Source organism: Sphingopyxis sp. YR583 (assembly GCF_900108295.1).
Lineage (GTDB): Bacteria > Pseudomonadota > Alphaproteobacteria > Sphingomonadales > Sphingomonadaceae > Sphingopyxis.
On record NZ_FNWK01000002.1, the window covers coordinates 676642 to 700172 of the forward strand.

At 64.0% G+C, this 23531-nt stretch carries 21 protein-coding genes and 2 tRNA genes; 12 read left to right on the top strand and 11 right to left on the bottom strand.

The window, feature by feature from the left end; translation table 11 throughout:
• The first annotated feature begins 94 nt into the window (after positions 1-94).
• Positions 95-1747 (top strand): long-chain fatty acid--CoA ligase, encoded by a 1653-nt coding sequence (locus tag BLW56_RS15245; protein WP_093511503.1) that lies wholly within the window; start codon positions 95-97, stop codon positions 1745-1747.
• On the opposite strand, the gene BLW56_RS15250 is transcribed toward BLW56_RS15245, so the two are convergent.
• From BLW56_RS15250 to BLW56_RS15270, 5 genes are all read right to left on the bottom strand, one after another.
• A complete protein-coding gene (locus tag BLW56_RS15250; RefSeq protein ID WP_093511504.1) occupies positions 1740-2207 on the bottom strand; it encodes a DUF3237 domain-containing protein in 468 nt (155 codons plus the stop codon). The two genes, BLW56_RS15245 and BLW56_RS15250, sit on opposite strands and share 8 nt — an antisense overlap.
• On the bottom strand, positions 2207-2740 hold the full coding sequence (locus BLW56_RS15255) for a nuclear transport factor 2 family protein (protein WP_093511505.1): 534 nt from the start codon (positions 2738-2740) through the stop codon (positions 2207-2209). The genes BLW56_RS15250 and BLW56_RS15255 overlap by 1 nt, the downstream gene beginning before the upstream one ends.
• Positions 2741-2849: 109 nt before the next feature.
• Positions 2850-4061 carry an acetyl-CoA C-acetyltransferase gene (locus tag BLW56_RS15260; RefSeq protein ID WP_093511506.1) on the bottom strand — a complete coding sequence of 404 codons (1212 nt, stop codon included), beginning with the start codon at positions 4059-4061 and terminating at the stop codon, positions 2850-2852.
• A gap of 44 nt (positions 4062-4105) precedes the next feature.
• Positions 4106-5275: an acyl-CoA dehydrogenase family protein gene (locus BLW56_RS15265; protein ID WP_093511507.1), complete on the bottom strand. Its 1170-nt coding sequence runs from the start codon at positions 5273-5275 to the stop codon at positions 4106-4108.
• 11 nt (positions 5276-5286) lie between these two features.
• Positions 5287-6204 carry an SDR family NAD(P)-dependent oxidoreductase gene (locus tag BLW56_RS15270; protein WP_093511508.1) on the bottom strand — a complete coding sequence of 306 codons (918 nt, stop codon included), beginning with the start codon at positions 6202-6204 and terminating at the stop codon, positions 5287-5289.
• A 103-nt stretch (positions 6205-6307) separates the two neighbouring features.
• Here BLW56_RS15270 and BLW56_RS15275 point away from each other — a divergent pair, with 103 nt between their 5' ends.
• Together BLW56_RS15275 and BLW56_RS15280 are read left to right on the top strand one after the other, a co-directional pair.
• The gene (locus BLW56_RS15275; protein ID WP_093511509.1) at positions 6308-7048 is read left to right on the top strand and encodes a helix-turn-helix domain-containing protein; all 741 of its coding nucleotides are present in this window, start codon (positions 6308-6310) and stop codon (positions 7046-7048) included.
• 135 nt (positions 7049-7183) lie between these two features.
• Entirely contained in the window at positions 7184-7966 is a 783-nt protein-coding gene (locus tag BLW56_RS15280; protein WP_218140526.1) for a hypothetical protein, read from the top strand.
• A 62-nt stretch (positions 7967-8028) separates the two neighbouring features.
• Here the strand turns inward: BLW56_RS15280 and BLW56_RS15285 are convergent, their stop codons facing one another.
• Positions 8029-10119 (bottom strand): TonB-dependent receptor, encoded by a 2091-nt coding sequence (locus BLW56_RS15285; protein WP_256203493.1) that lies wholly within the window; start codon positions 10117-10119, stop codon positions 8029-8031.
• 345 nt (positions 10120-10464) lie between these two features.
• On the opposite strand from BLW56_RS15285, the gene BLW56_RS15290 reads away from it, so the two are divergent.
• Positions 10465-10758, top strand: coding sequence for a hypothetical protein (locus tag BLW56_RS15290; protein WP_093511511.1), 294 nt, complete (start codon positions 10465-10467; stop codon positions 10756-10758).
• A gap of 48 nt (positions 10759-10806) precedes the next feature.
• On the opposite strand, the gene BLW56_RS15295 is transcribed toward BLW56_RS15290, so the two are convergent.
• Together BLW56_RS15295 and BLW56_RS15300 are read right to left on the bottom strand one after the other, a co-directional pair.
• A tRNA-Ala gene (locus tag BLW56_RS15295) sits at positions 10807-10882 on the bottom strand.
• 129 nt (positions 10883-11011) lie between these two features.
• Positions 11012-11335, bottom strand: a complete 324-nt coding sequence (locus BLW56_RS15300) for a TIGR02300 family protein (RefSeq protein ID WP_093511512.1) — start codon at positions 11333-11335, stop codon at positions 11012-11014.
• A 124-nt stretch (positions 11336-11459) separates the two neighbouring features.
• On the opposite strand from BLW56_RS15300, the gene aroA reads away from it, so the two are divergent.
• Together aroA and BLW56_RS15310 are read left to right on the top strand one after the other, a co-directional pair.
• Entirely contained in the window at positions 11460-12788 is a 1329-nt protein-coding gene (gene aroA, locus BLW56_RS15305; RefSeq protein WP_093511513.1) for a 3-phosphoshikimate 1-carboxyvinyltransferase, read from the top strand.
• Entirely contained in the window at positions 12785-13414 is a 630-nt protein-coding gene (locus BLW56_RS15310) for a (d)CMP kinase (protein WP_093511514.1), read from the top strand. Before aroA ends, BLW56_RS15310 begins: the two co-directional genes overlap by 4 nt.
• Here BLW56_RS15310 and BLW56_RS15315 read toward each other — a convergent pair.
• Positions 13398-14684, bottom strand: a complete 1287-nt coding sequence (locus BLW56_RS15315; protein WP_093511515.1) for an adenylate/guanylate cyclase domain-containing protein — start codon at positions 14682-14684, stop codon at positions 13398-13400. The two genes, BLW56_RS15310 and BLW56_RS15315, sit on opposite strands and share 17 nt — an antisense overlap.
• Before the next feature lie 332 nt (positions 14685-15016).
• Between BLW56_RS15315 and rpsA the strand changes: the two genes are divergently transcribed.
• Positions 15017-16729 carry a 30S ribosomal protein S1 gene (gene rpsA / locus BLW56_RS15320; protein WP_093511516.1) on the top strand — a complete coding sequence of 571 codons (1713 nt, stop codon included), beginning with the start codon at positions 15017-15019 and terminating at the stop codon, positions 16727-16729.
• 203 nt (positions 16730-16932) lie between these two features.
• Positions 16933-17211, top strand: a complete 279-nt coding sequence (locus BLW56_RS15325; RefSeq protein WP_093511517.1) for an integration host factor subunit beta — start codon at positions 16933-16935, stop codon at positions 17209-17211.
• 97 nt (positions 17212-17308) lie between these two features.
• Here BLW56_RS15325 and BLW56_RS15330 read toward each other — a convergent pair whose 3' ends face one another.
• Both BLW56_RS15330 and BLW56_RS15335 read right to left on the bottom strand, forming a co-directional pair.
• Positions 17309-18076, bottom strand: coding sequence for an ABC transporter permease (locus BLW56_RS15330; RefSeq protein ID WP_093511518.1), 768 nt, complete (start codon positions 18074-18076; stop codon positions 17309-17311).
• Positions 18073-19020, bottom strand: a complete 948-nt coding sequence (locus BLW56_RS15335) for an ABC transporter ATP-binding protein (protein ID WP_093511519.1) — start codon at positions 19018-19020, stop codon at positions 18073-18075. The genes BLW56_RS15330 and BLW56_RS15335 overlap by 4 nt, the downstream gene beginning before the upstream one ends.
• Positions 19021-19111: 91 nt before the next feature.
• Here BLW56_RS15335 and BLW56_RS15340 point away from each other — a divergent pair.
• From BLW56_RS15340 to BLW56_RS15355, 4 genes are all read left to right on the top strand, one after another.
• Positions 19112-19197, top strand: a tRNA-Leu gene (locus tag BLW56_RS15340).
• 184 nt (positions 19198-19381) lie between these two features.
• On the top strand, positions 19382-20875 hold the full coding sequence (locus BLW56_RS15345; RefSeq protein WP_093511520.1) for an ABC transporter substrate-binding protein: 1494 nt from the start codon (positions 19382-19384) through the stop codon (positions 20873-20875).
• A gap of 42 nt (positions 20876-20917) precedes the next feature.
• Complete coding sequence (locus BLW56_RS15350) at positions 20918-21340, top strand: DUF4112 domain-containing protein (protein WP_093511521.1); 423 nt, start codon at positions 20918-20920, stop codon at positions 21338-21340.
• 72 nt (positions 21341-21412) lie between these two features.
• Complete coding sequence (locus BLW56_RS15355) at positions 21413-23527, top strand: prolyl oligopeptidase family serine peptidase (protein WP_093511522.1); 2115 nt, start codon at positions 21413-21415, stop codon at positions 23525-23527.
• The last annotated feature ends 4 nt before the right edge of the window (positions 23528-23531 follow it).

Consider the following 23531-nt stretch of genomic DNA (forward strand, 5'->3'; position numbering starts at 1 on the left):
ATGTGATTGTCGGCACCTCTGCCCTGCGACGCTTCGCACCCACGCGCGGCTGGGCAATCGTCGCCGTCAATCAAGTCACTAAAGGAGAGGTTTCATGCACGGCCTGATGCAGGCGCAGCCCCTAACGACCGCGATGCTGATCCGGCACGCGGCGACCAACCACCCGCGCCGCGAGATCGTGTCGCGCCGCGCCGACGGGTCGCTCGAGCGGTCGGACTGGCAGACGGTGGAACGCCACGCGCGCCATATTGCAGCGGGACTTGTCGATCTCGGCCTGAAACCCGGCGACCGCGTCGCGACGCTGGCGTGGAACCGCCTGCCGCACCTCGAACTTTATTATGGCGTCAGCGGTGCCGGCATGGTGCTCCACACCGTCAATCCGCGCCTGTTCCCCGAACAGATCCGTTTCATCATCGATCATGGCGGCGCGCGCATATTGTGCGTTGACCCCGACCTGTTGCCAGTCGTCGAACCGCTTCTCGCCGACCTGCCGAAAATCGAGCGCGTGATCGTCCTCGCCGATCAGGCCGCCATGCCCGAAACCGCGGTCGCCGATCCGATCTCCTACCAGAGCCTGACCGACGGCCCGCGCGCGATCGCGAAGTGGCCCGACCTCGACGAGAACAGCGCCAGCGCGCTTTGCTACACCAGCGGGACGACGGGCAATCCGAAGGGTGTACTCTACAGCCACCGCTCGACCGTGCTGCATGCGATGAGCGCGCTCGCAAATGATTCGATGTCGCTCGGCGCGGCGGACTCGATCCTCGTCGTCACCCCGCTCTTTCACGTCAACGCGTGGGGTATCCCCTATTCCGCGGCGATGGCAGGCTCGAAGCTCGTCCTGCCCGGTTCTGCCCTCGACCCCGTATCGCTCTACGAATTGATGCGCGACGAAGGCGTGACCTTCTCGCTCGGCGTCCCGACGATCTGGTTCGCCTTCCTCGACCATCTCGAACGCGAGCGCTCGCCCGAAGACCGGACCGCGCTGAAACTGAACCGCATCTTCACCGGCGGCGCCGCCACCCCGCGCTCGCTGATCGAGCGATTCCGCGGCCTGCTGGGTGTCGACACGATGCAGGCGTGGGGCATGACCGAAACCAGCCCGGTGGCGACCGTCTGCCGCCCGCTTGCGCATCATGCCGACCTGTCGGAACCGCAGCAGATCGATCTCCGCGCGCTGCAAGGCCGCTCGGTGTTCGGCATCGAACTGCGCATCGAGGATGAGGACGGCAACGAACTGCCGCGCGACGGCGAGGCGGCCGGGCTGCTCAAGGTGCGCGGTCCGTGGGTACTCAGCGCCTATCACGGCCACCCCGCGGGCAGCGCACTGGACGCCGACGGCTGGTTCGATACCGGCGACGTCGCAAAAATCGATCCCGACGGCTTTCTCCAGATCACCGACCGCGCAAAGGACGTCATCAAATCGGGCGGCGAATGGATCTCGTCGATCGATCTCGAAAACGCCGCCGTCGCGCATTCGAAGGTCGCCGAGGCCGCAGTGATCGGCGTCGCCCATCCGAAATGGCAGGAACGCCCGCTCCTGCTCGTCCAGCTTCACCGCGGCGAAGACTGCGCGAAGGACGAAATCATGGCGCATCTTGCCGACAAGGTCGCGCGCTGGTGGCTTCCCGACGACATCATCTTTGTCGACGAACTGCCGCACACGGCGACGGGCAAGCTGCTCAAGACCGAACTGCGCAAACGCCACGGCGACCATTTCGCCGCCGTGGAGGACAGCGTCACCTGATCGCGAAGACGTGATACATCGGGCCGTCGTCGGTGCGCATCCCATTGGCGACGGCAATGATGCGGTTCATCCAGTCATAATCGGGGTGCGACGTCACGAAGCGCGGCGTCGTGCGCAGATACAGATCCTCATACGGCCCCGGCTCACGCCGTTTGAAACGCTCGGCCGCCTCGGGCGATGTCGGTGCGGTCAGCCCCGTATAATGCATCGCGATCCGCGCACCGTCATCGGTTTCGAGCGAAGTGCGGACGTCGATGATCATCGTCCCGTCACCGCGCCAGGTCACCCAGTCGGCGCCGTCGGGCAGGACGCGGCCGCGCAGCCGCGGTCCCTCGAATGTCCCGCCATGCACGGGAAAAATCCCGAGCCGGCTTTCGCCGCCGATCGGCTGCGCCTGATCATAGGCGACGTTCAGCCGCATCACGAACAGCGGTTCCCACGCCAGCGTCTCGATTCCCATCAGCCCTCTCCCTGCTTTCCAGCCCCGAATAGCGCATAAACCGGATCGTCGGGCCAGGGGCGCCCAACCGATTTGCGATGCGCAAAGCGTTCGGCCTCGCTCTTATCCGGCGCCGGGCGCTCGTCGACCCAGTCGAAAACGACGACCCGGGCGGCCACCCGCCATTCGTCGCCACGCTTTTCGAACCGGTCGACATAGCGCCCTGCCATAGTGAGTTCGACCAGCCCGCCTTCGCGTCCGGGCTGACGTTGCAAGGCGGTGAAATAGCTTTCGACCGCCGCCTCGTCGCCGCGCAGTTCGATCAGGATATTGTGGATCTGGTGAATGCCGCGCTCGATCAGCGGCAGCGTCTGCATCGCCCAGTCGATGAAGCCGTCGGTCGTCCCGTTATAGGCGCCATGATCGTCGGTGCCGCCGGGCCAGCAGGCCGACCGCAACATCGCCTCGTCGCACCGGTCGATGCCGCGACAATAACGATAGAGGCAATCGCGGATCATCTCGCGATCCCACAATTTGCCGACGTCCGATTCCATGATGCTCTCCCGCAATTATGCGGGGACAGTGCCGCAGCGACACGCGCCGGCGAAATCGCGCAGCGTCCGGATCGCCATTATCCTGTGGGCGATGAAACCCGCGCGCGGGTCAGGCGCGCTCGAAGATCGCGGCGATGCCCTGGCCGCCGCCGATGCACATCGTCTCCAGCCCGTAACGGCCATCGCGGCGCACCAGTTCGCGCGTCAGATTGGCAAGGATGCGCCCACCCGTCGCGCCGATCGGATGGCCGAGCGAGATGCCCGAGCCGTTGACGTTGAGGATTTTGTTCCGGCTGTCGTCCTCCGACCAGCCCCATCCCTTGAGCACCGCGAGCACTTGCGGCGCGAAGGCCTCGTTCAGTTCGACGAGGTCGATGTCGCCCCAGCCAAGCCCATTGCGCGCAAACAGCCGCTCCACCGCCGGCACCGGCCCGATGCCCATCCTGCTGGGGTCGCAGCCCGCCGCTGCCGAGCTGTGATACCAGGCGATGGGTTCGAGACCGAGTTCGTCGAGCTTGTCTTCGGCAACCACGAGGCAGGCCGCCGCGGCGTCATTCTGCTGGCTGGCATTGCCCGCGGTGACGACGCCACCTTCGAGCGGGCGGAGCTTGCCGAGCGTCTCCAGCGTCGCGTCGGCGCGATACCCCTCATCGTGCGCAAAGACGATCGGATCGCCCTTTTTCTGCGGCACCGACACCGGCACCAGTTCGTCGTCGAACAGCCCGTTCGCCCACGCCGCCGCCGCACGCTGGTGGCTGCCCGCGGCATAAGCGTCGCACGCCTCGCGGCTGATGCCATAATCCTTCGCCAGATTTTCGGCGGTTTCGATCATGCCGGTGATGACGCCGAAGCGCTCGACCGGCTGCGACATCAACCGCCCGCGGGTCAGCCGGTCATGAAGCGTCAGATTGCCCGCGCGCACGCCCTTTCGAATGTCGGTGCTGTAATGTTCGACATTCGACATCGATTCGACCCCGCCCGCGACGACGACGTCGGACATCCCGGTCTGGACCATCATCGCGGCGTTGACGACCGCCTGCAGCCCCGACCCGCAGCGGCGGTCGAGCTGATATCCCGGCACTTCGAGCGGCAGCCCCGCCGCGAGCCACGACCAGTGGCCGATGGCGGGCGCCTCGCCATTGCCATAGCCTTGCGAAAAGACGACGTCGTCGACACGCGACGGGTCGATCTTCGTCCGCTCGATCAGCGCCTTCAGGATGACCGCGCCCAGATCGCCCGCCGTCATCGACGACAGCGACCCGCCGAACTTGCCGACGGCGGTGCGGATCGGGGCGACAATGGCGGCGCGGCGAAGGGTCATGTCAGGGTCTCCGGTCGAATGGGAAAGACGGTAAATGTCGGGCGTCAGTTTGCTGCGGCAAATTCGCGCAGCATATGCTTCGCGATCTGAAGCTGCAGGATCTGCGTCGTGCCTTCGTAGATGCGATAGATGCGCGCATCGCGGAAGAAACGCTCGGCGTCATATTCGGCAAGGTAGCCCGCGCCGCCATAGACCTGCACGCAGGCATCGACGACGCGGCCGCACATTTCGGATGCGAAGACCTTGAACGCCGCGGCCTTGCGCAGGACATTCTCGCCCGCATCGGCGCGGCGCGTGACATCCTCCATCGTGCATTCGGCGGCATAGATATCGATCTCGCTCTGCGCGAGCATCTGCTGGATCAGCTGGAAGTTCGCGATCGGTTCACCAAAAGCCTTACGTTCGGTCGCGTAGCGCACCGCGCTGTCGAGCGCGCGGCGGGCATAGGCGGTCGCCGCCGCGCCGACCGACATGCGACCATTGTCGAGGCTCATCATCGCATAGGCAAAGCCCTTGCCGAGCTCGCCGCCAAGCAAGGCTTCGCCGCCAACGCGAACGTCGTCCATCACGACGTCGGCGATATGGCTGCCCGACTGGCCCATCTTCTTGTCCGACTTGCCGATCGTGATGCCGGGGGCGTCGAAGGGGACGACGAAGGCCGACACATGCGCGTTCTTCGGCAGATTCTCCTTGCTCGTCCGCGCCATGATCAGTCCGACCTTCGCGAAGGGCGAATTGGTGATGTAGCGCTTGGTGCCGTTCAAGATCCAGCCATTGTCGGTCTGCGTCGCTGTGGTCTGAAGCCCCGCCGAGTCCGATCCCGATCCGGGCTCGGTCAGGCCGAAGCAGGCGATCTCGCCGGATGCAACACGCGGCAGCCATTCGGCCTTCTGCGCCTCGGTCCCACCATTCTTCAGCGCTGAAGCGAACATGCCGATGTTGATCGATATGATCGAACGGAACGCCGGCATCGCATAGCTCAGCGTGTGGATCGTCTTGATATATTGGCTGACGTTCATCCCCGCGCCGCCATGCTCCTCGGGGATCGTCAGGCCGAACAGGCCCATGTCGCGCATTTCGGACAGGATTTCGGCCGGGATCGCGTCGCTTTCGATAATCTCCCGTTCGGCGGGGAGAAGCCGATCGCGCACATAGCGTTCGAGCTGCTCGATAAATTGTTCGAAGACGTCGGCGTCCATACCGGGGTTGCTCATGGCCTGTTTCCTCAAATCGGATCGTAAGGGAAGACGTGCGCCGACACCTCATCGGCGCGCGCGAAATCGGGACGGAAGGCGGGGATCAGTTCGCTGGCGATCGCCTCTGCGGTCCAACCCTCGAGCTTCGCCATCGAGCGAACGGGACGCGGTTTCGAGAAGAGCAATATCTCGTTCTTGCGCACGCTGAAAATCTGGTTCGTGACATCCTTCGACAGGTCGGACGCCAGATAGGCGACGAGCGGCGCGATCTTGTCGGCCGACATCGACTGGAGCCGGTTGACGCGCTCCTGCTCCGCCGGGGTTGTCGCCGGGATCGACGAGGTCATGCGGCTCCATGCGAAGGGTGCGATGCAGTTCGAGCGGACACCGACGCGCGCCATGTCGAGCGCGATCGACTGCGACAGCGCGACGACGCCAAGCTTGGCGGCCGAATAATTGGCCTGCCCGATGTTCCCAATGAGGCCGCTGGTCGAGGTGAAGTGGATGAAGCTGCCCGACTGTTGCTCGCGAAAATAGGGCGTCGCAGCCTTCGAGACGTTGAAGACGCCGGTGAGGTTGACCTCGATGACGCTCTTCCAATCCTCATAACTCATCTTGTGCCAGATCGTGTCGCGGAGGATGCCGGCGTTGTTCACAACCGCATCGATGCGGCCGAAACGGGCCACCGCGTCCTCGATGATCGAAGCGGCTTCCTTGGGATCGGCGACATTGCCGAAATTGGCCGCAGCCTTCCCGCCCGCCGCCAATATGTCGTCTACGGTCTGCTGCGCCGGAGCCGCATCGCCGCCCTCGCCGGCTTGCGCCACGCCCGGATCGTTGACGACGACCGCCGCACCCAACGCGGCGCAGTGGAGCGCCAGCTCCCGCCCGATCCCGCGTCCCGCGCCGGTGATCGCGACGACCTTGCCATCCAGAATCCCGCCCATGCGATTCTCCAGTCATATCTCGTTGCATCGGCGATAAGCCCTCGCGCTCGATATTTCAATATTTCGAATTGAAACTTCATATATATGAAATATGATCTAGCCCATGACCGGCCCGGTACGCTCCGTCTCGCAAGCCTTTGCGATCCTCCGACTGCTCGCTGACGAGGGCGCGCTGACGCTGTCGGACATCGGAAAGATGATCGGATCCAGTCCGTCCAGCTGCTTGAACCTGCTGAAAACCCTCGTTGCGGAGCGCGTGATCGAACGCGATATGCGCACCAAGCGCTACCGTCTCGCTCTGCCATGGCAGGATGTCGATGCTCTGCGTGACAGCCGGGCAGCGCGGCTGGTCGATCGCTCGCTTCCCCTGCTGGGCCGCTTCGCTCAGGCAAATGACGCCGCCGTGGGGCTCTGGAAAATCGTCTCGCGCGATCGCATGCAACTGGCCGCGCGCGGCGAAAGCGACGCGGGCATGCGGCTGACGCTCGCCGACGACCAGCGCCAGCCGCTGGGAGCAGGTGCAGCAGGACGAGCGATCACGGCCGCGCAGGCTGTCGACGCGGCCGAACTCGCACGACGTTTTGGATCGGTGCGTTGGCAAACCGAACTCGCGTTCGAAGCCTATGCCAGTCAGGTGGACGAAGCGAGGACCAAGGGATTTGCGGTCGACCATGGTCATGCCCATCGCGGGGTGTTTACGGCGGCGAGCGCACTCACCGACATCGCGCCCGGCTTTTGCATTACAGCCTCATTTGTCGCCGGGTCGCGAAGCGAGCGCGAATTGGAAACCATCGGCGCCGCGCTGTCCAAACTCGGCAAGGAAATCGCCCTGCTTTCGGCATGACGTCGCAGACGACCGGCCATACGCATGCAAAAGCCGCCGTTTCCCTGCCGTGCATGCCAATACACTGGCCGGTTCGGGCCAGCCCCGAACAAGCCAGGGTTTTCATTTCATGGAATGATACTCTATATCATCGCCATGACCACGCAAATCGCTACCCATCGCCGCTCCTCCACATTGTTCGATGAGGTCGAGAAGCTTCAGGACGGAAAACCCTGGGGGCGCTTCCTCGATGCCGGGACAGGCACGAATTCGATCGGTTGGATCGGCGGCCTTGCGACCGACAACTGGACCGCGGTCAGCGGTGCCGAAGCGCATGCCATCCAGGTCCGCGACGCGATCGCCGACGTTCGCCGCCCACAGGACCGCATCATCGTCGGCAACTGGGCGGACCCCGCGCTGCTCGCCGGTGAGAGCTATGACACGGTGCTCGCCGACTATCTTCTCGGCGCGATCGACGGGTTCGCACCTTATTTCCAGCACCGCCTTTTCGCACGGCTGCGCCCGCTCGTCGGCCGCCGTCTCTATGTCGTCGGCCTCGATCCATATATAACGGCCAGGCCCGACACGCCTGCGGGCCGGCTGGTATGGGAAATCGGTCGCTTTCGCGACGCGTGCCTGCTTCTTGCCGGGGAACAGCCCTACCGCGAATATCCCGCGCAATGGGCAGCCGACCACCTCGAAGCGTCGGGGTATCGCGTGATCGCGGCAAAGCGCTTCGCCAATCGCTACAAACAGCGTTTCGTGAACAGCCAGATCGATATGTGCGCCACGCGCCTCGCGAAAATTGCCGATCCTGTGTTGGCAGCGTCGCTCGCTGCACGCGGCGAAGCGCTTCGTGCCGAGGCCATGGCCTATATCGAACGCGAGGGGAGCCTGCGCCACGGTTTCGATTATATTCTGGCGGCCGAGCCCGCCTGAGACCGGCTTGGGAAGGAGGGGCGCGGGACTAAATGCCCCTCCTTCCGGCCGCCCCCTTTTACCTAGAAGCTGGTGCGCAGCCCGAAGACGAAGTTCCGCCCCCGCAGCGGCGACGCATTCTTGATGAAGGATGCGTGATTATAGGCGAGCTCGTTCGTCAAATTGGTCGCGCGGACGAACAACTCGGCATCCGCCTTCGGCCCGAGCTCGACCTTGTAAGCGAGCGTCGCGTTGAGCATGTCGTAACCCGGCGTCCGCGTTTCGAACGCGGCAATCCGGTCCTGTTCGAAGACATGGTAGAATTCGACGTCGCCCGAAAGCGGGCCCCACCGCCCATCGGCGCGCGCGCCGAGGCGGCCGGCCGGAATGCGCGGCAGGTCGCCAAGATCGCCCTTCAATTTCGCGCGGACATAGTCTCCGAACAGCGACACGCCGACATCGCCGAAATCATGCCGCACCTCGCCATCGACACCGGTGAAGGTCGCGTCGGCCGCAGTATAACGGATGAGGCGGAAATCCTCGAACTGGTCGAGCGTATTGGCGAAGATATAGTCGTCGAAATCCTGATGATAGGCACCGATCGTGAAGGTCGTCGCCCCCTTCGTCTTGCGGAAGGTCAGGTCGATCGACTTGCCCGTCTCCTTGCCCAGCGTCGCGGTGCCGAGTTCATAGGTGTTGGTGGCAAGGTGGATGCCGCGCGCATAAAGCTCCTGCACATTCGGCGCACGTTGCGAGCGCGCGAGCGACAGCGCGAGCGAATAATCGCCCCCGATGTCCCAGATCGCCGCGCCGGAGATCGAGAAGGGCTTGTGGCTGACTTCGCGGTTCAGCGTCGTCTCGATCCGCTGCCATTCCTGCCGCGCCGCCAGTTCGAAGCGGACCGGACCGGCATCGAGCGTTTCCATCAGGAACAGCGCGGTATTGCGCGTATCGCTTTCGGGCAGGAAGGCTTCCTCGCCGACCGCGCTGAACTTGCTTTCGGAGTGCTGCACACCGAACGCCCCGCGCAAGGGTCCGATCGGTTTGTGCGCCAGTTCGAAACGCAGTTCGTGCGCCTTGTTGCTGAAGGTCGTCGCGACCTCGTCATGCTCTATCTCGTCATGCTCATAGTCGGTGAACGACAGGCGGAAGCGGACCTTTTCGAACCCGGGCAGCGGATCTGCATATTCACTGCGAATGTCGAAACGTTCGCTGCGCAATTTCACGAACGGCACTTCCTCATGTTCGTGGTCGTGATCATGGTCGTGGTCATGATCCTCGTCGTCATGCCCGTGACCGCCGCAGTGCAGGCTGCTGCCGTGCGGGTGGCATCCTTCATAATCGTGGCTGTGTCCCGGCAGGCCATATTCGCTGCGCTGGCGCGTGTAGGCGACGCCCAGATAGCCGCCGCTGCCGACCCATGAGCCGCCGACAGTGAAGGTCGACGTGTCATTGTACGATCCGTCGACACGGCGTTCGCCAAACCCCTTGGGCACGCGGTAATCGTTCGACGAGCGATGGACGCCCTCGACACGCAGCGCGAGCCCCTGTCCGCCGATCGTGATCCCGCCGACCAGCGAGCGCTCATCGTCGGCGGTGCCGAGGCGGCCCTCGACCGTGCCCGCGATGCCGCCATCGGGAATCGACGTCGGAACCTTCTCGTCGAGCAGGTTGATCGCCCCGCCGATCGCGCTGCCGCCATAGAGCAGCGCCGAAGGACCGCGCAGCACCTCGATCCCGCGCAGCAACAGCGGTTCGGTCGTGACGGCATGATCGGGCGAGATCGCCGATGCGTCGTGAACGCTGGCACCATCGGACAGCGCCTGGACGCGCGGCGCGGTCTGTCCGCGGATCACCGGGCGGCTCGCGCCACCACCGAAATTGTCGAAGTTGATCCCGGGCTGACCTGCCAGCGTATCGCCAAGCGTCGCCTGACGGCGATGAATCAGCGCATCGCCGGACAGCGTGATCACGGGCGTGGCGGTTTCGTCGGCGCGCAGGCCAAGGACATTGGCGGACACCACAATCTCGGGATCGGCGGTGCTGCCCGCCTGAAGGAACCCCGCGGGCGGCGCAGTCGCCGACTTTACGACCGGAACCGATTCGGCGGCAAAGGCGATATGCGGAACGACTGCCGGAACCGCAGCCGACAGCAGAAGAACTCGAAATTTCACAAAAACCCCTTTCTTATCTGGACGCCGGCCGTATATGATACGATATCTCATCTCACAACCCCGACAGGGATTTTTCTTTCATGCTTGCCCTCCCCCCGCGCTCTGCCCGGCGCCAGACCGCGACCGACCGTATCCAAGCCAAATGGCGCTTGCGCCAGGCTATTGCCTGATGATCGAGAGCGCCGGTCGTCAAAGGACGAAGCGGGCGGCGCCGACGCGGATGGCATCGAGCGAAAGCGTACGTCCGCAATTCTGGAAGCAATCGTCCTGTCGATACTCTGCGCCAGCCACGTACCGCTCGGCGCCTACGCCATCGCGCGACAGGCGCGAGCGTTGGGCACACCGATGGCGCCAAATCAGATCTATCGCGCCCTCGACCGCCTGGGCCCCCGCGTCCGCCGCGTCGAAACGCTGAATGCCTATATGGAGGATGCCGGCACGCCCGGCGCAATCATGCTCTGCCGCATCTGCGGACGCATCGATGCGCTCGACGTCCAGATCGATACGGCAATCGACAGGCTATGCGGCGCAGCGGGCTTTCAAAGCGCGCGCGTCATTGCCGAAATTGTGGGGATATGCGCCCGGTGCCGTTCGACCGAGGCGAGCATAGACCGTGAGGCCCGCGAACAGCCTCAATGAGGTCGCGGAGACGGCCGGAACTGCCGATGTCGAATCTGGGGAAAGAAATGGTGGAGCCTAGCGGGATCGAACCGCTGACCTCCTGCATGCCATGCAGGCGCTCTCCCAGCTGAGCTAAGGCCCCATTCCATTTCATCGTGTCGCTGTCGCCAAATCTGGCTGTTGCGACCGGGACGCCGCCTTTAGCAGCGCCATCAGGTGATGCAAGGGGCCAAATGCATCACGCGATGCTTTTTTGGCCCCTCGCCTGAAATCAGCTCTCGTCGTCGCCGTCGTCGCCCGTGTCGACGCCCAGATCGTCGTCACCACCAAGGTCGACATCGTTGTCCGGCGAATCGCTGTCCTCGTCGACATCGACGTCCAGATCCAGATCCTCGTCGGCGCCCTCTTCCTTGATGACCTTGCCGGGCTTTTCGATCTGCTCGAACGGCATCGGCTGCTTCGATTTCAGCACCGATTCCGGAATCCAGTTGTAACCGCAATTGATGCAGCTGATCGGATCGTCCTTGGTCAAATCATAGAATCGGGTTGCGCATTTCGGGCAGCTACGCTTCGTGCCCCATTCAGCCTTGATCATATATGCCTCGTAACCCTTTGGAACAGGATAAAAATATCGGAAAAGCGACGGAAGTTGAATAGCTACCCGTCAAATCGGCGTGCGCCTTGCCAGATTGCAAGGCCGCTGTCAAAAGCCGCACGCCATGACCGATCAAACCGCCACGCCGCGCAGCTTTTCCGCTTCCGTTCCGCTTAAAGGTAGGATCGCGATACCGGGTGACAAGAGCATCTCGCACCGCTCGCTGATGCTCTCGGCGCTCGCGGTGGGCGAAAGCCGCGTGACTGGACTGCTCGAAGGGCATGACGTGCTTGCCACCGCCGCCGCGATGCGGGCGATGGGTGCAAACATCGAGCGGCACGATGACGGCGAATGGCGCATCCACGGCGTCGGCGTCGGCGGGCTGCTCCAGCCGCGCGAAGCGCTCGACATGGGGAACAGCGGCACCTCGACGCGCCTGCTCATGGGCCTGGTCGCCAGCCACCCGATCACCACGACTTTCGTGGGCGACGCCAGCCTGTCGGGCCGCCCGATGGGGCGCGTCATCGACCCGCTGTCGCAGATGGGTGCCGAGATCAGCGCCTCGCCGGGAGGCCGTCTGCCGCTGATGGTCCGCGGGCTTGCTCCCGCCATCCCTCTCTCCTACCGCCTGCCGATGGCGTCGGCACAGGTGAAGAGCGCCGTGCTGCTCGCAGGCCTCAACACGCCAGGCGTCACCGAAGTGATCGAACCCGTGCCCACCCGCGATCATAGCGAACGCATGCTCCGCGGTTTCGGAGCAGAGCTGACCGTCGAGACCGACGAATACGGCACGCGCCATATCCGCATTCGCGGCGAGGCCGAACTGAAGCCGCAGACCATCGTCGTCCCCGGCGACCCCTCGTCCGCCGCCTTTTTCATCGTCGCCGCGCTGATCGTACCCGGTTCCGACATCCTGATCGCCAACGTCGGGCTCAACCCGACGCGCGCAGGCCTCGTCGAAGTCCTCCGGCAGATGGGCGGCAACATCGATCTGCTCGATCCGCGCGAGGTGGGCGGCGAACCCGTCGCCGACCTTCGCGTCCGACACAGCCACCTCAAGGGTATCGACGTCGATCCCGTGGTCGTGCCCAGCATGGTTGACGAATTTCCGGTCCTCTTCATCGCCGCCGCACTGGCCGAGGGTCGCACGACAACCACCGGCCTCGACGAACTGCGCGTCAAGGAAAGCGACCGCCTGGCGGTCATGGCCGTGGGCCTGGAAGCCATCGGCGCCCGTGTGATCGAGAACGAGGACGGCCTGATCATCGACGGCACCGGCGGCGATCCGCTACCGGGCGGCGCAACCATCGCGGGCCATCTCGACCACCGCATCTGCATGAGCTTCGCCGTCGCCGGCCTCGTCAGCAAGGCCCCGGTCACGATCGACGACATCGCCCCCGTCGCAACCAGCTTCCCCAATTTCGAGGAATTGCTCGCCGGGCTCCAGCAATGATCATCGCGGTCGACGGCCCCACCGCGTCGGGCAAGGGAACGCTCGCCAAGGGGCTGGCCGAACATTTCGGTCTGCCCGTGCTCGATACCGGCCTGCTTTATCGCGCGGTCGGCTATCAGACGCAGCTCAACCACGGCGACGCCGACAATGCCGCCGACGCACTCGCCGCCTGCGACTTCCCCGACAGCCTGCTCGACGATCCGGCGCTGCGCTATGAAACCACCGGCGGGCTCGCCAGCCGCGTATCGATCCACCCCGCCGTGCGTCAGGCGCTGCTCCAGCGGCAGGTCGATTTCGCGAACCAGCCCGGCGGTGCGGTGCTCGACGGCCGCGACATCGGCACCGTGATCGCGCCGCATGCCGACGCCAAGCTGTTCGTCACGGCCAGCGCGGAAGAACGTGCCCGCCGCCGTCATGCGGAGATGCGCGGGCGCGACGTCGATATCACCTATGATGCCGTGCTTGCCGACGTTCATGCCCGCGACGCGCGCGACACCGGCCGCACAAATGCGCCGCTCTTCCGGGCGGAAGACGCGATGCTGCTCGACAATACCGATATGGACCGAGACGCCGCGCTCGCAGCGGCGATCGCCTTCGTCGAGGGAAAGATCAGGCGACCCGGCTGATTTCGGGCAAGGTGACGGCGGCGGGCGCCGGACCGGCGTGATAGACGCAGGTTTCCCCGACTCCCTTCAGCATTTCATTATGCGGCGCACCGAAACCCGACCGGTCGTTCGCGCGCAGCCAGCTGCTCTCGGATATGGCGATACCGTTCACAGGCGCCGTGCTTTCCAGCCGCGCGGCCATGTTCACCGTCTCGCCCCAATAGTCATAGGCCATACGCGTCGCGCCGATCACCCCGCCGACCACCGGTCCGCTGTGGATACCTACGCGCAGACCGACCTCGGTGCCCGCGACCCGCTGTAACTCACCGACACCTTCGAGGACCGCACGCGCGAATGCGATCGCGGCGTCGGCACTGTTGCCGCTCACCACATTGCCCCCGGCGATGGCAAGATAGGCATCGCCGATGGTCTTGACCTTTTCGACTCCATGGTCGGCAGCGCATCGATCTGCATGGTTGAAAAAAGCGTTGAGCAGTTCGACCAGATGCCCCGGCGACACGCGCTTCGCGAGGTTGGTGAAACCGACCATGTCGATGAAGATCACGCTCGCATCGGCATAGCTGTCGGCGACGACGCGCCCGTCGCGGATCCGCTCGACCGCCGCGTGCGGCAGCATATTATAGACGAGCTCTTCATTCTTCGCGCGTTCGGCCTCCAGCGCCTCGGCGAGCGCGAAGGCGCCGCGGCTCGACCGGTCGATCGCGAAGTTGATCGCGAGCATGATCCCCGCCCCGCTCAAATAGCTGAGCAGAGCATACCAAAGGCCGGCGCCGTGGCTTTGTACCGGCAGCACGGTCGAGAGGAAAACGGTGAGGTCGAGCAAAAGCCAGAGCGCGAACAGGCGCGGACGGCTCGCGAGCGCGACAGCGGCAAAGGCGCTGACCGCCAGCCGGTTCATCACCCCGACCGCATGCATTTCCTCCTGCAGCGCGATCAGCTCGTCGAACAGGATCAGGTTGATATGGCCGAGCAGGAACACGATGCCCAGCAAAGCGGCAAAATCGAGCCCCGGCCGCGCCACATAGCCATCCCAGAAGGTCGAGGCGATATAAGCGCCTGCCAGGATCAGCATGCAGCCGAACAGCAGCGCGAGCCGCGCCGTGTCCTCGGGGCTTACGAAGATCGGATTGGCGATCGAATAGGCGAGCGCGACCAGCATGAACAGCACGCCATAGATGCGCACGAAAGGCAGCCGCAGGGCCCGCGCCGTTTCCTGAAAACGCGCTTCGACCGCCGGATCGGCGAACCTGCCGTGCTGCACCGCTTGCATGAAGCCCCTCTCGATTGCTTGGGAGAATCTACAAGCAAGGTCTTACCACGCGGTTTACCGCCGTTTCCGCCTTGCTTGCCTGGACCAACCGCACTATATGCGCGCCGTCCGACGGGCATTTTGCCGGTCGAGGCACCGCCAAGCCGCCGCTCGAATATGAGCGTCGGGCGCGCAGGGGTTCACCCTTCGCGCCCATTTCGCTTTGCCAGTGCCTCGTATCGCAAAGGGTTCGAAGGATGTCTTGTTCCGCATCCGGCGGGCAGGACGGATCGGCCATTAAGACCAGCGGAACCAACCGCTTGGCCGGAACAAATGAAGTAAGGAAACACTCTATGGCCTCAACGGCTTTCCCGACGCGCGACGATTTCGCCGCGATGCTCGATGAATCGCTGGGTGGTGCTGATGGCGGCTTTGAAGGCCGCGTCGTCAAGGGCACCGTGACCGCGATCGAAAACGACCTGGCAGTGATCGACATCGGCCTGAAGAGCGAAGGCCGCGTGCCGCTTCGCGAATTCGCGATGCCGGGCCAGAAGGCCGACATCAATGTCGGTGACGAAGTCGAAGTCTATGTCGACCGCGTCGAAAACGCCAATGGCGAAACCATGCTGTCGCGCGACCGCGCTCGCCGCGAAGCCGCCTGGGACCGCCTGGAAGAAGAATTCAACAAGGAAGCTCGCGTCGAAGGCGTCATCTTCGGTCGCGTCAAGGGCGGCTTCACCGTCGACCTCGGCGGCGCCGTGGCGTTCCTTCCGGGTTCGCAGGTCGATATCCGCCCCGTGCGCGACGTCGGCCCGCTCATGGACCTGCCGCAGCCCTTCCAGATCCTCAAGATGGATCGCCGCCGCGGCAACATCGTCGTGTCGCGCCGCGCCATCCTCGAAGAAACGCGCGCCGAACAGCGCTCGGGCCTGATCCAGAACCTGGAAGAAGGTCAGATCATCGAAGGCGCAGTCAAGAACATCACCGATTACGGTGCGTTCGTCGACCTCGGCGGCATCGACGGCCTGCTCCATGTCACCGACATGAGCTACAAGCGCGTCAACCACCCGAGCGAAGTCATCAACATCGGTGACAATGTCCGCGTCCAGATCATCCGCATCAACCGCGACACGCAGCGCATCAGCCTCGGCATGAAGCAGCTCGAAAGCGATCCGTGGGAAGGCGTCGCCGCCAAGTACCCCGTCGGTGCGAAGCTGTCGGGCACGGTCACGAACATCACCGATTACGGTGCGTTCGTCGAACTCGAAGCCGGCATCGAAGGCCTGGTCCACGTCAGCGAAATGTCGTGGGTCAAGAAGAACGTCCACCCCGGCAAGATCGTCTCGACGAGCCAGGAAGTCGACGTCATCGTCCTCGAAGTCGACAGCGACAAGCGCCGCATCTCGCTTGGCCTCAAGCAGGCCCAGTCGAACCCCTGGGGCGCGTTCGCCGATCAGCACCCCGTTGGTTCGGTCGTCGAAGGCGAAGTCAAGAATGCGACCGAATTCGGTCTGTTCGTCGGCCTGCCGGGCGACGTCGACGGCATGGTTCACATGTCGGACATCGCTTGGGGCATCTCGGGCGAAGAAGCGCTGCACCTCCACCGCAAGGGCGAGGCCGTGCAGGTCGTCGTTCTCGACGTCGACGTCGAGAAGGAACGCATCAGCCTCGGCATCAAGCAGCTTGAAAAGGGTGCTCCGGCCGTCGGTGGCGGCGTTGCCGCAGCCGGTTCGCTGAAGAAGAACGACGTCGTCACCGTTTCGGTTCTCGAAGTCCGCGACAACGGCCTCGAAGTCCAGGCCGGCGAAGATGGCGCCACCGGCTTCATCAAGCGCGCCGACCTTGGCCGCGACCGCGACGAACAGCGCGCCGAACGTTACCAGGTCGGCCAGAAGTTCGATGCGATGGTCATCGGCTTCGACCGTTCGAAAAAGCCGAACTTCTCGGTCAAGGCGATGCAGATCGCCGAAGAGAAGGAAGCTGTCGCTCAGTACGGTTCGTCGGACTCGGGTGCGTCGCTCGGCGACATCCTCGGCGAAGCGCTGAAAGCCGGCAAGAAGGATTAATTTCCTCTTCCCTCGCTCACGCGAAACAAAAGGCCCGCAGAGTGTCCCTCTGCGGGCCTTTTTCTTTCAGTGATATATTTTGACCGGACAGTGATTCGTGATACCTTCCGCGCGCGTTGGGAGGGGTCTCGCGCACAAGGAACCGGCAACGACCGGGACCTGCTTCGGCAGGTAATGCGTGGCTATAAATATAGGGGAAGCAGATGATCCGGTCAGAACTGGTTCAGAAGATCGCGAGCGAAAACAGCGATTTGCGGCTTGAGGAAGTCGAACGTATCGTCGACACCTTCTTCGATTCCATCGTCGAGCAGCTCGCCTCGGGCGGGCGCGTCGAACTGCGCGGCTTCGGCGCCTTCTCCACCCGATCGCGCGAATCGCGGGTCGGACGCAACCCCCGGACAGGGGCTTCCGTCGATGTGAAGGCGAAAAGCGTGCCCTATTTCAAACCGGGCAAGGAAATGCGCGAACGCCTGAACGGCTGAGCGCTAGCCCAACTCGTCATTGCGAGCGCAGCGAAGCAATCTCCAGCTATCGAACTGGAGATTGCTTCGCTGCGCTCGCAATGACGTTATCAAAGCCTTAGTTCTTGAGCCGGTACCCCGTCCGGAACATCCAGAAAATCACGCCGAGGCACAGCGCGAGGAACAGCGCGACCGCGCCCATGCTGACCTCGATCCCGACATCGCCCTTGCCGAAGAAGGTCCAGCGAAAGCCGCTGATCAGATAGACGACGGGATTGAACAGCGTGATCGCCCGCCAGGCGGCGGGCAGCATGTCGAGCGAGTAAAAGGCGCCGCCGAGGAAGGTCAGCGGATAGATGACCAGCATCGGAATCACCTGAAGCTGCTCGAAGCTCTGCGCCCAGATGCCGATGATGAAGCCGAACAGGCAGAATGTCACCGCCATCAGGATCATGAAGGCGACCATCAGCAGCGGATGCGCGACCTGCACGTCGACGAACAGGTGCGCGGTCGCAAAGATGATCGACCCGATCACCACCGACTTGGTCGCGGCCGCGCCGACATAGGCGATGACCGTTTCCAGCGGCGACAGCGGCGCCGACAGCATTTCGTAGATCGTTCCGGTCCATTTGGGCATATAGATGCCGAACGAGGCGTTGCTGATGCTTTCGGTGAACATCGTCAGCATCATCAGCCCGGGCACGATGAACGCGCCATAGGGCACATTGCTGACCTCGGTCATGCGGCTGCCGATCGCCGATCCGAAGACGACGAAATAGAGCGCGGTCGTGATGACCGGCAACATCAGGCTGGTCCAGAAGGTGCGGCCAAATCGGGCCATTTCGAAAGCATAGATTGCGCGCACACCGCGCCAGTTCGCGGTCATGCGGCCTCTCCTTTCGCGCCGTTCGAATCATGCACCAGCCCGACGAAGATATCCTCGAGCGAACTTTGGCGCGTGTGCAGATCCTTGAACTGGACCCCGATGTCGGTCATCCGCCGCAGCAACGAAGGCACCCCCGTCGCTTCGGCGCGGCTATCGAATTCATACACCAGCTCATTGCCGTCACCCGCAAGTTCGAGCTTCCATTGCGCCAGCTCTTCGGGAACCGCCCCAAGCGGTTCGACCAGATTGAGCGTCAGCGTCTTGCGCCCCAGCTTCTTGATCAGCTCGTCCTTCTGCTCGACCAGGATGAGCCGTCCGCCGGTGATCACCCCGACGCGGTCGGCCATTTCCTCGGCCTCTTCGATATAGTGGGTGGTCAGAATGATCGTAACGCCGCGTTCGCGAAGGCCGCGCACCATGTTCCACATGTCGCGGCGCAGTTCGACATCGACACCCGCGGTCGGCTCGTCGAGGAACAGGATTTCGGGTTCATGGGACAGCGCCTTCGCGATCATCACGCGGCGCTTCATCCCGCCCGACAATTCCATGATCTTCGCGTCGCGCTTGTCCCACAGCGACAGGTCGCGCAGCAATTGCTCGATGAACGCCGGGTCGCGCGGCTTGCCGAACAGCCCGCGCGAGAAGCTGACCGTCGTCATCACGCTTTCGAACGCGTCGGTGTGCAATTCCTGCGGCACCAGCCCGATCATCGTCCGCGCCGCGCGATAGTCCCTTGCATGGTCGTGCCCGCCGACGGTGACCGTCCCGGCGCTCGCCGTCACGATCCCGCAGACGATGCTGATCATCGTCGTCTTGCCGGCGCCGTTCGGTCCGAGCAGCGCGAAAATCTCGCCCTTGTTGATCGTCAGGTCGACATCGCTCAGCGCCTTGTGACCGCTTTTATATGTTTTCCCGAGGCCGGAAATTTCGAGGACTGGAGTCATGTCACGCCATCTAGCCGAGCCGCCGCATGACGTGAAGCGGCAAACATCGCTTGACCTCCACCTGTCCATCGGCTTGACCGACGTCGGTCATGCGGACGTGGCGAAATCGGTAGACGCAGCAGACTTAAAATCTGCCATCCTCTGGGTATGCGGGTTCAAGTCCCGCCGTCCGCACCAGACAGAAAATCGGGCACCACGCCGGCCGCAGCGCCGCGTCGGCTTCGCCCAGCATCACCGCCGCCAGCAGGTGACGACCGGCCTGCTCCCGATGGACAATCTTCAGGGGCTTGTTTCGATCGGCGGCTGATCGGCCTATATAGGGCATGGCCTTGCGCCGCGCGCCGTCCTAGGGTGCCGCGCAATGCGTTTCGTCCGTCCCGCCGCCGCCCTGTTGCTCGTCGCATCCGCCCCGCTCGCGCTGACCGGCTGCGGCCTGTTCGGCGAACGCGGTCCGGTCAAGGTCGCGGCCATCGGCACACTCAATCCCAGCGCGTCTCCGCTCGCCGGCGAGCTGTCATCCGCCAACGCCGCCCTGCTCGATGCGACCTCGCAAGGCCTCGTCAGCTATGACGGCGAAGGGCAGATCGACACCGGCCTTGCCGATCGCTGGACCGTGACCACCGACGGGCGCAGCTATATCTTCCGCTTGCGCGAGGCGAAATGGACCAACGGCCGCAAGGTGACGGCGGAAGATGTCGCCGCGATCCTGCGCTCCTATCTGGCCCCTGCCAGCCGCCACGTCCTGAAAAACGATTTCCCCGAGATTGAGACGATCAAGGCGATGACCGACACCGTCATCGAAATCCGCCTTGCCGTCCCACAGCCCGCAATCCTCGAACTGCTCGCGCAGCCGTCGATGGCGATCGTCAACAAGGGCATGGGCTGGGGTCCGATGCGCGCGCGCAGGATCGGCCGCGCGGTGCTGCTCTCGCCCGTCCCCGATCCGCTTGCCGAAGACCCCGAAGCGGCCGAGGCGGCGGCGAACGATCCCGCCGCGTCGATCGAGCTTGTCGGCACATCGCCCGCCGGGGCGCTCGCGCGGTTCAAGAACGGCTATGCCGACGGTGTCGTCGGCGGCCGCTTTTCGACCCTGCCCTATTTCGCTGCGTCGAACATCGGTCGCTCGCGTCTCATCGTCGATCCGGTGCCCGGCCTGTTCGGCCTGTCGTTCGTCCGCGCCGAAGGCTTTCTCGCGACCGACGCCAATCGCGACGCACTCGTCCGTGCGGTCCGGCGCGAACGGCTGATCGAGGCGTTCGGTCTCGCCGAATGGCAGCCGCAAGTCACGCTCCGCCCGTCGCTCTATACCCGCGACGGAGGCCCTGCGCCGCTCATGCCGGCATGGGCCGACTATGACGAGGCATCGCGGATCGCTCAGGCGAAACGCGCGGTCGATGCCTGGCGCAGCGCGGGCCGCGACATCGAACCGCTCCGCATCGCCGTTCCCGATACTCCCGGCGGCCGCATACTCTTCGCTTATGTGTCCGCCGACTTCAAAGCGATCGGCGTGCCGAGCCTGCGCGTTCCGATGGCGTCGACCGCCGACCTCCGCCTGATCGACGAGGTCGCACCGAACGACGATGCGCTGTGGGCATTGCGCCGCCTGTCGTGCCGCCGCGATACGCTCTGCAACCGCGAGGCGCAGGAAGTGATCGATCAGGCGACGGCCAATATCGACGCCGGTCAGCGCCGGGTGCAGGTGAACGAAGCCGAGGCGGTATTGGGACGCTATACTCCGTTCATCCCGCTCGCGACGCCGCTGCGCTGGTCGGTCGCGTCGCAGAGGCTTACCGGCTTTCGCGCCAACGGCCGCGCACAGCACCCATTGAATCATTTGATTGCCATACCCAACTAATACAGTGGCGCTGCAACTTCGAGCGCTTTTGAAAGGACCCCGATGGCCCCTTCGACGCCGAATCCCGACGCGCTTTTCGAGGCGCTGATTTCCAATCGCAATGATCCCGCCGCGCTCCGCAAACGCGTCGAGACGCTGGAAATCCTGCTTGAACGCAGCTTCATCATCCCCGGCATCAACCGCCCCGTGGGCCTCGATGCGATCGTCGGCCTCGTACCCGTCGTCGGCGACGTTATCGCCGCGACGATGGGCGCCTATTTGATCTGGGAAGCGCGCAACCTCGGCATGCCGAAATGGAAAATCTGGCGCATGGTCGGCAATCTGGGCGTCGACACGGCGCTCGGCGCGGTGCCGCTCGTCGGCGACGCGTTCGACTTTTTCTTCCGTTCGAATACGCGCAACCTCCGGATCATCAAAAAGCATCTCGACAAGCATCACCCGGGCACGATCATCATCGACCAATAGGCTCCGTCATCTTCCCTCGGGGTGTCTAATGCTGCTAGCACAGCGCCTCCACACCCCAGGGGAGACTATCGAATGATCCGCGCCAGCCTTGCCGCGCTTGCCCTCAGCTGCTCCTTGACCGCCGTCGCGGCCGCCGCACAGGACGTAAAAGACCCCTATCTCTGGCTGGAGGATATCGAAGGCGCCAAGGCGCTGGACTGGGTCAAAAAGGAAAATGCTGCCACCGACAAGCTGATCACCGGTCGCCCGGATTTCGAGGCCGACCGCAAGCGTGCGCGCGAAATCCTCGACGACGACCGCCAGATTGCCGAACCCGGCGAGGTCATGGGTGACATGATCACCAATTTCTGGCGCGACGCGAACAATCCCCGCGGCATCTGGCGCCAGAGTCCGCTGGGCGCCTATCTCGCCGGCAAACCCGAATGGACGACGCTGATCGACGTCGACGCGCTAGGCAAGGCCGAGAAACAGAGCTGGGTCTGGCACGGCGCCGACTGCCTTGCCCCGGACTACAAGCGCTGCCTTGTCTCGGTGAGCCCCGGCGGCACCGACGCCGACGTCGTTCGCGAATGGGACCGCACGACGAAAAGCTTCGTCGATGGCGGCTTCACACTGCCGCAGGCAAAGAGCAGCGTTACATGGGAAGACGCCGACACCTTGCTCGTCGCGACCGACTATGGCGCAGGCAGCATGACGGCGTCGGGTTATCCGCGCATCGTCAAGCGCTGGAAACGCGGCACGCCGCTCGCGTCGGCGGTGACGGTGGCCGAAGGCGAGCATGAAGATGTCGGGATGAACGTCTTCGCCTTCACCGACGGCGGCAAGCGCTGGCCGATGATCAGCCGCGGCAAGACCTTCTACACCACCGACTATCTGATCCGCGGCGTCGGCGGCGAGACCTATCATTCGACGATCATCCCCGAAACCGCGAGCGTCCGCGACGTACTGGGCGGTCAGGCGATCGTCTTTCTCAACCGGGATTTCGGCGAGGGTTTTCCTGCCGGCTCGCTGATATCGCTGTCGCTTGAGGATATGTCGGCCGACCGGAAGGTGGCGATCATTCCGGTCATGGCGCCGACGAAGGCGCAGGCGATCGAGGACGTCTCGGCGACCGACAATATTCTTTGGGTCAAGGCGCTCGACGATGTCGAGGGCAAGCTCTTCGCGCTGCGCCGCGATCAGCCGAACGGCCGCTGGAGCCAGAAGGAAATCCCGCTCGCCGCCAACGCCACGGTCAACATCGCGGGTACGATCGGCAAGCGCGACACGATCTTCGCGAGCGCCGAAACGATGCTGATGCCGCCGACGCTCTACGCCGTGTCCGAAACTGCAGCGCCGCAAGCGGTGCAAAGCCTGCCCGCGACCTTCGACGCCAAGGACATGAGCGTCGAAAAGCGCTTCGCGACGTCGAAGGACGGCACGAAAATCCCCTATTTCATCGCACGCAAGAAAGGCGCCACCGGGCCGGTCCCCGCGCTCGTCCACGCCTATGGCGGCTTCCGCGCCGCACAGACACCCGGCTATCTGACCGGCCAGCCGTATCGCGCTGGGCCGCTCGGGCTGTTCTGGGTCGAGGACGGCAATGCCTATGTCCTCGCCAATATCCGCGGCGGCGGCGAATATGGCCCCGCCTGGCATCAGGCGGCGCTGCGCGAAAAGCGTCAGAACAGCTTCGACGATCTCCACGCCGTCGCCGAGGATCTGGTCAAAACCGGGGTCAGTGCGAAGGGCAAGATCGCGATCTCGGGCCGCTCGAACGGCGGCGTGCTCGTCGGCGCCGCGATGACGCAGCGCCCCGACCTTTATGGCGCCGTGATCTCGGGCTCGCCGATCAAGGACATGTGGCGTTACAACAAGATGCTCGCGGGCGCCTCGTGGGTTGCCGAATATGGCGATCCCGACGTGCCCGGGGATTGGGCGTTTCTGTCGAAATATTCGCCGTATCACAACATCCGCAAGGGCGTGAAATATCCGCCGATCTTCCTTTATCTGTCGACCAAGGACGACCGCGTCCACCCCGGCCATGCGCGCAAATTTGCCGCGCGGCTGATGGAGAATAGCAACCGCGTCTATTATCACGAATATCTGGAAGGCGGCCATTCGGTCGGCGCCGACCATGCCGAGGATGCGGTGCGCGCCGCGATGCTCCACGGCTTCCTGACGCGCGAACTGGTCGAGAAGAAATAGCGAT

Excerpts from the sequence above, each read along its gene's own strand:
- BLW56_RS15250 (WP_093511504.1), bottom strand. The coding sequence starts at position 2,207 with ATGGGAATCGAGACGCTGGCGTGGGAACCGCTGTTCGTGATGCGGCTG.
- BLW56_RS15350 (WP_093511521.1), top strand. The coding sequence starts at position 20,918 with ATGGCCCCTTCGACGCCGAATCCCGACGCGCTTTTCGAGGCGCTGATT.
- BLW56_RS15260 (WP_093511506.1), bottom strand. The coding sequence starts at position 4,061 with ATGACCCTTCGCCGCGCCGCCATTGTCGCCCCGATCCGCACCGCCGTC.
- BLW56_RS15345 (WP_093511520.1), top strand. The coding sequence starts at position 19,382 with ATGCGTTTCGTCCGTCCCGCCGCCGCCCTGTTGCTCGTCGCATCCGCC.
- BLW56_RS15310 (WP_093511514.1), top strand. The coding sequence starts at position 12,785 with ATGATCATCGCGGTCGACGGCCCCACCGCGTCGGGCAAGGGAACGCTC.
- BLW56_RS15315 (WP_093511515.1), bottom strand. The coding sequence starts at position 14,684 with ATGCAAGCGGTGCAGCACGGCAGGTTCGCCGATCCGGCGGTCGAAGCG.
- BLW56_RS15255 (WP_093511505.1), bottom strand. The coding sequence starts at position 2,740 with ATGGAATCGGACGTCGGCAAATTGTGGGATCGCGAGATGATCCGCGAT.
- BLW56_RS15265 (WP_093511507.1), bottom strand. The coding sequence starts at position 5,275 with ATGAGCAACCCCGGTATGGACGCCGACGTCTTCGAACAATTTATCGAG.
- BLW56_RS15335 (WP_093511519.1), bottom strand. The coding sequence starts at position 19,020 with ATGACTCCAGTCCTCGAAATTTCCGGCCTCGGGAAAACATATAAAAGC.
- BLW56_RS15275 (WP_093511509.1), top strand. The coding sequence starts at position 6,308 with ATGACCGGCCCGGTACGCTCCGTCTCGCAAGCCTTTGCGATCCTCCGA.
- BLW56_RS15290 (WP_093511511.1), top strand. The coding sequence starts at position 10,465 with ATGGCGCCAAATCAGATCTATCGCGCCCTCGACCGCCTGGGCCCCCGC.
- BLW56_RS15270 (WP_093511508.1), bottom strand. The coding sequence starts at position 6,204 with ATGGGCGGGATTCTGGATGGCAAGGTCGTCGCGATCACCGGCGCGGGA.
- BLW56_RS15300 (WP_093511512.1), bottom strand. The coding sequence starts at position 11,335 with ATGATCAAGGCTGAATGGGGCACGAAGCGTAGCTGCCCGAAATGCGCA.
- aroA (WP_093511513.1), top strand. The coding sequence starts at position 11,460 with ATGACCGATCAAACCGCCACGCCGCGCAGCTTTTCCGCTTCCGTTCCG.
- rpsA (WP_093511516.1), top strand. The coding sequence starts at position 15,017 with ATGGCCTCAACGGCTTTCCCGACGCGCGACGATTTCGCCGCGATGCTC.
- BLW56_RS15245 (WP_093511503.1), top strand. The coding sequence starts at position 95 with ATGCACGGCCTGATGCAGGCGCAGCCCCTAACGACCGCGATGCTGATC.
- BLW56_RS15330 (WP_093511518.1), bottom strand. The coding sequence starts at position 18,076 with ATGACCGCGAACTGGCGCGGTGTGCGCGCAATCTATGCTTTCGAAATG.
- BLW56_RS15280 (WP_218140526.1), top strand. The coding sequence starts at position 7,184 with ATGACCACGCAAATCGCTACCCATCGCCGCTCCTCCACATTGTTCGAT.
- BLW56_RS15355 (WP_093511522.1), top strand. The coding sequence starts at position 21,413 with ATGATCCGCGCCAGCCTTGCCGCGCTTGCCCTCAGCTGCTCCTTGACC.
- BLW56_RS15325 (WP_093511517.1), top strand. The coding sequence starts at position 16,933 with ATGATCCGGTCAGAACTGGTTCAGAAGATCGCGAGCGAAAACAGCGAT.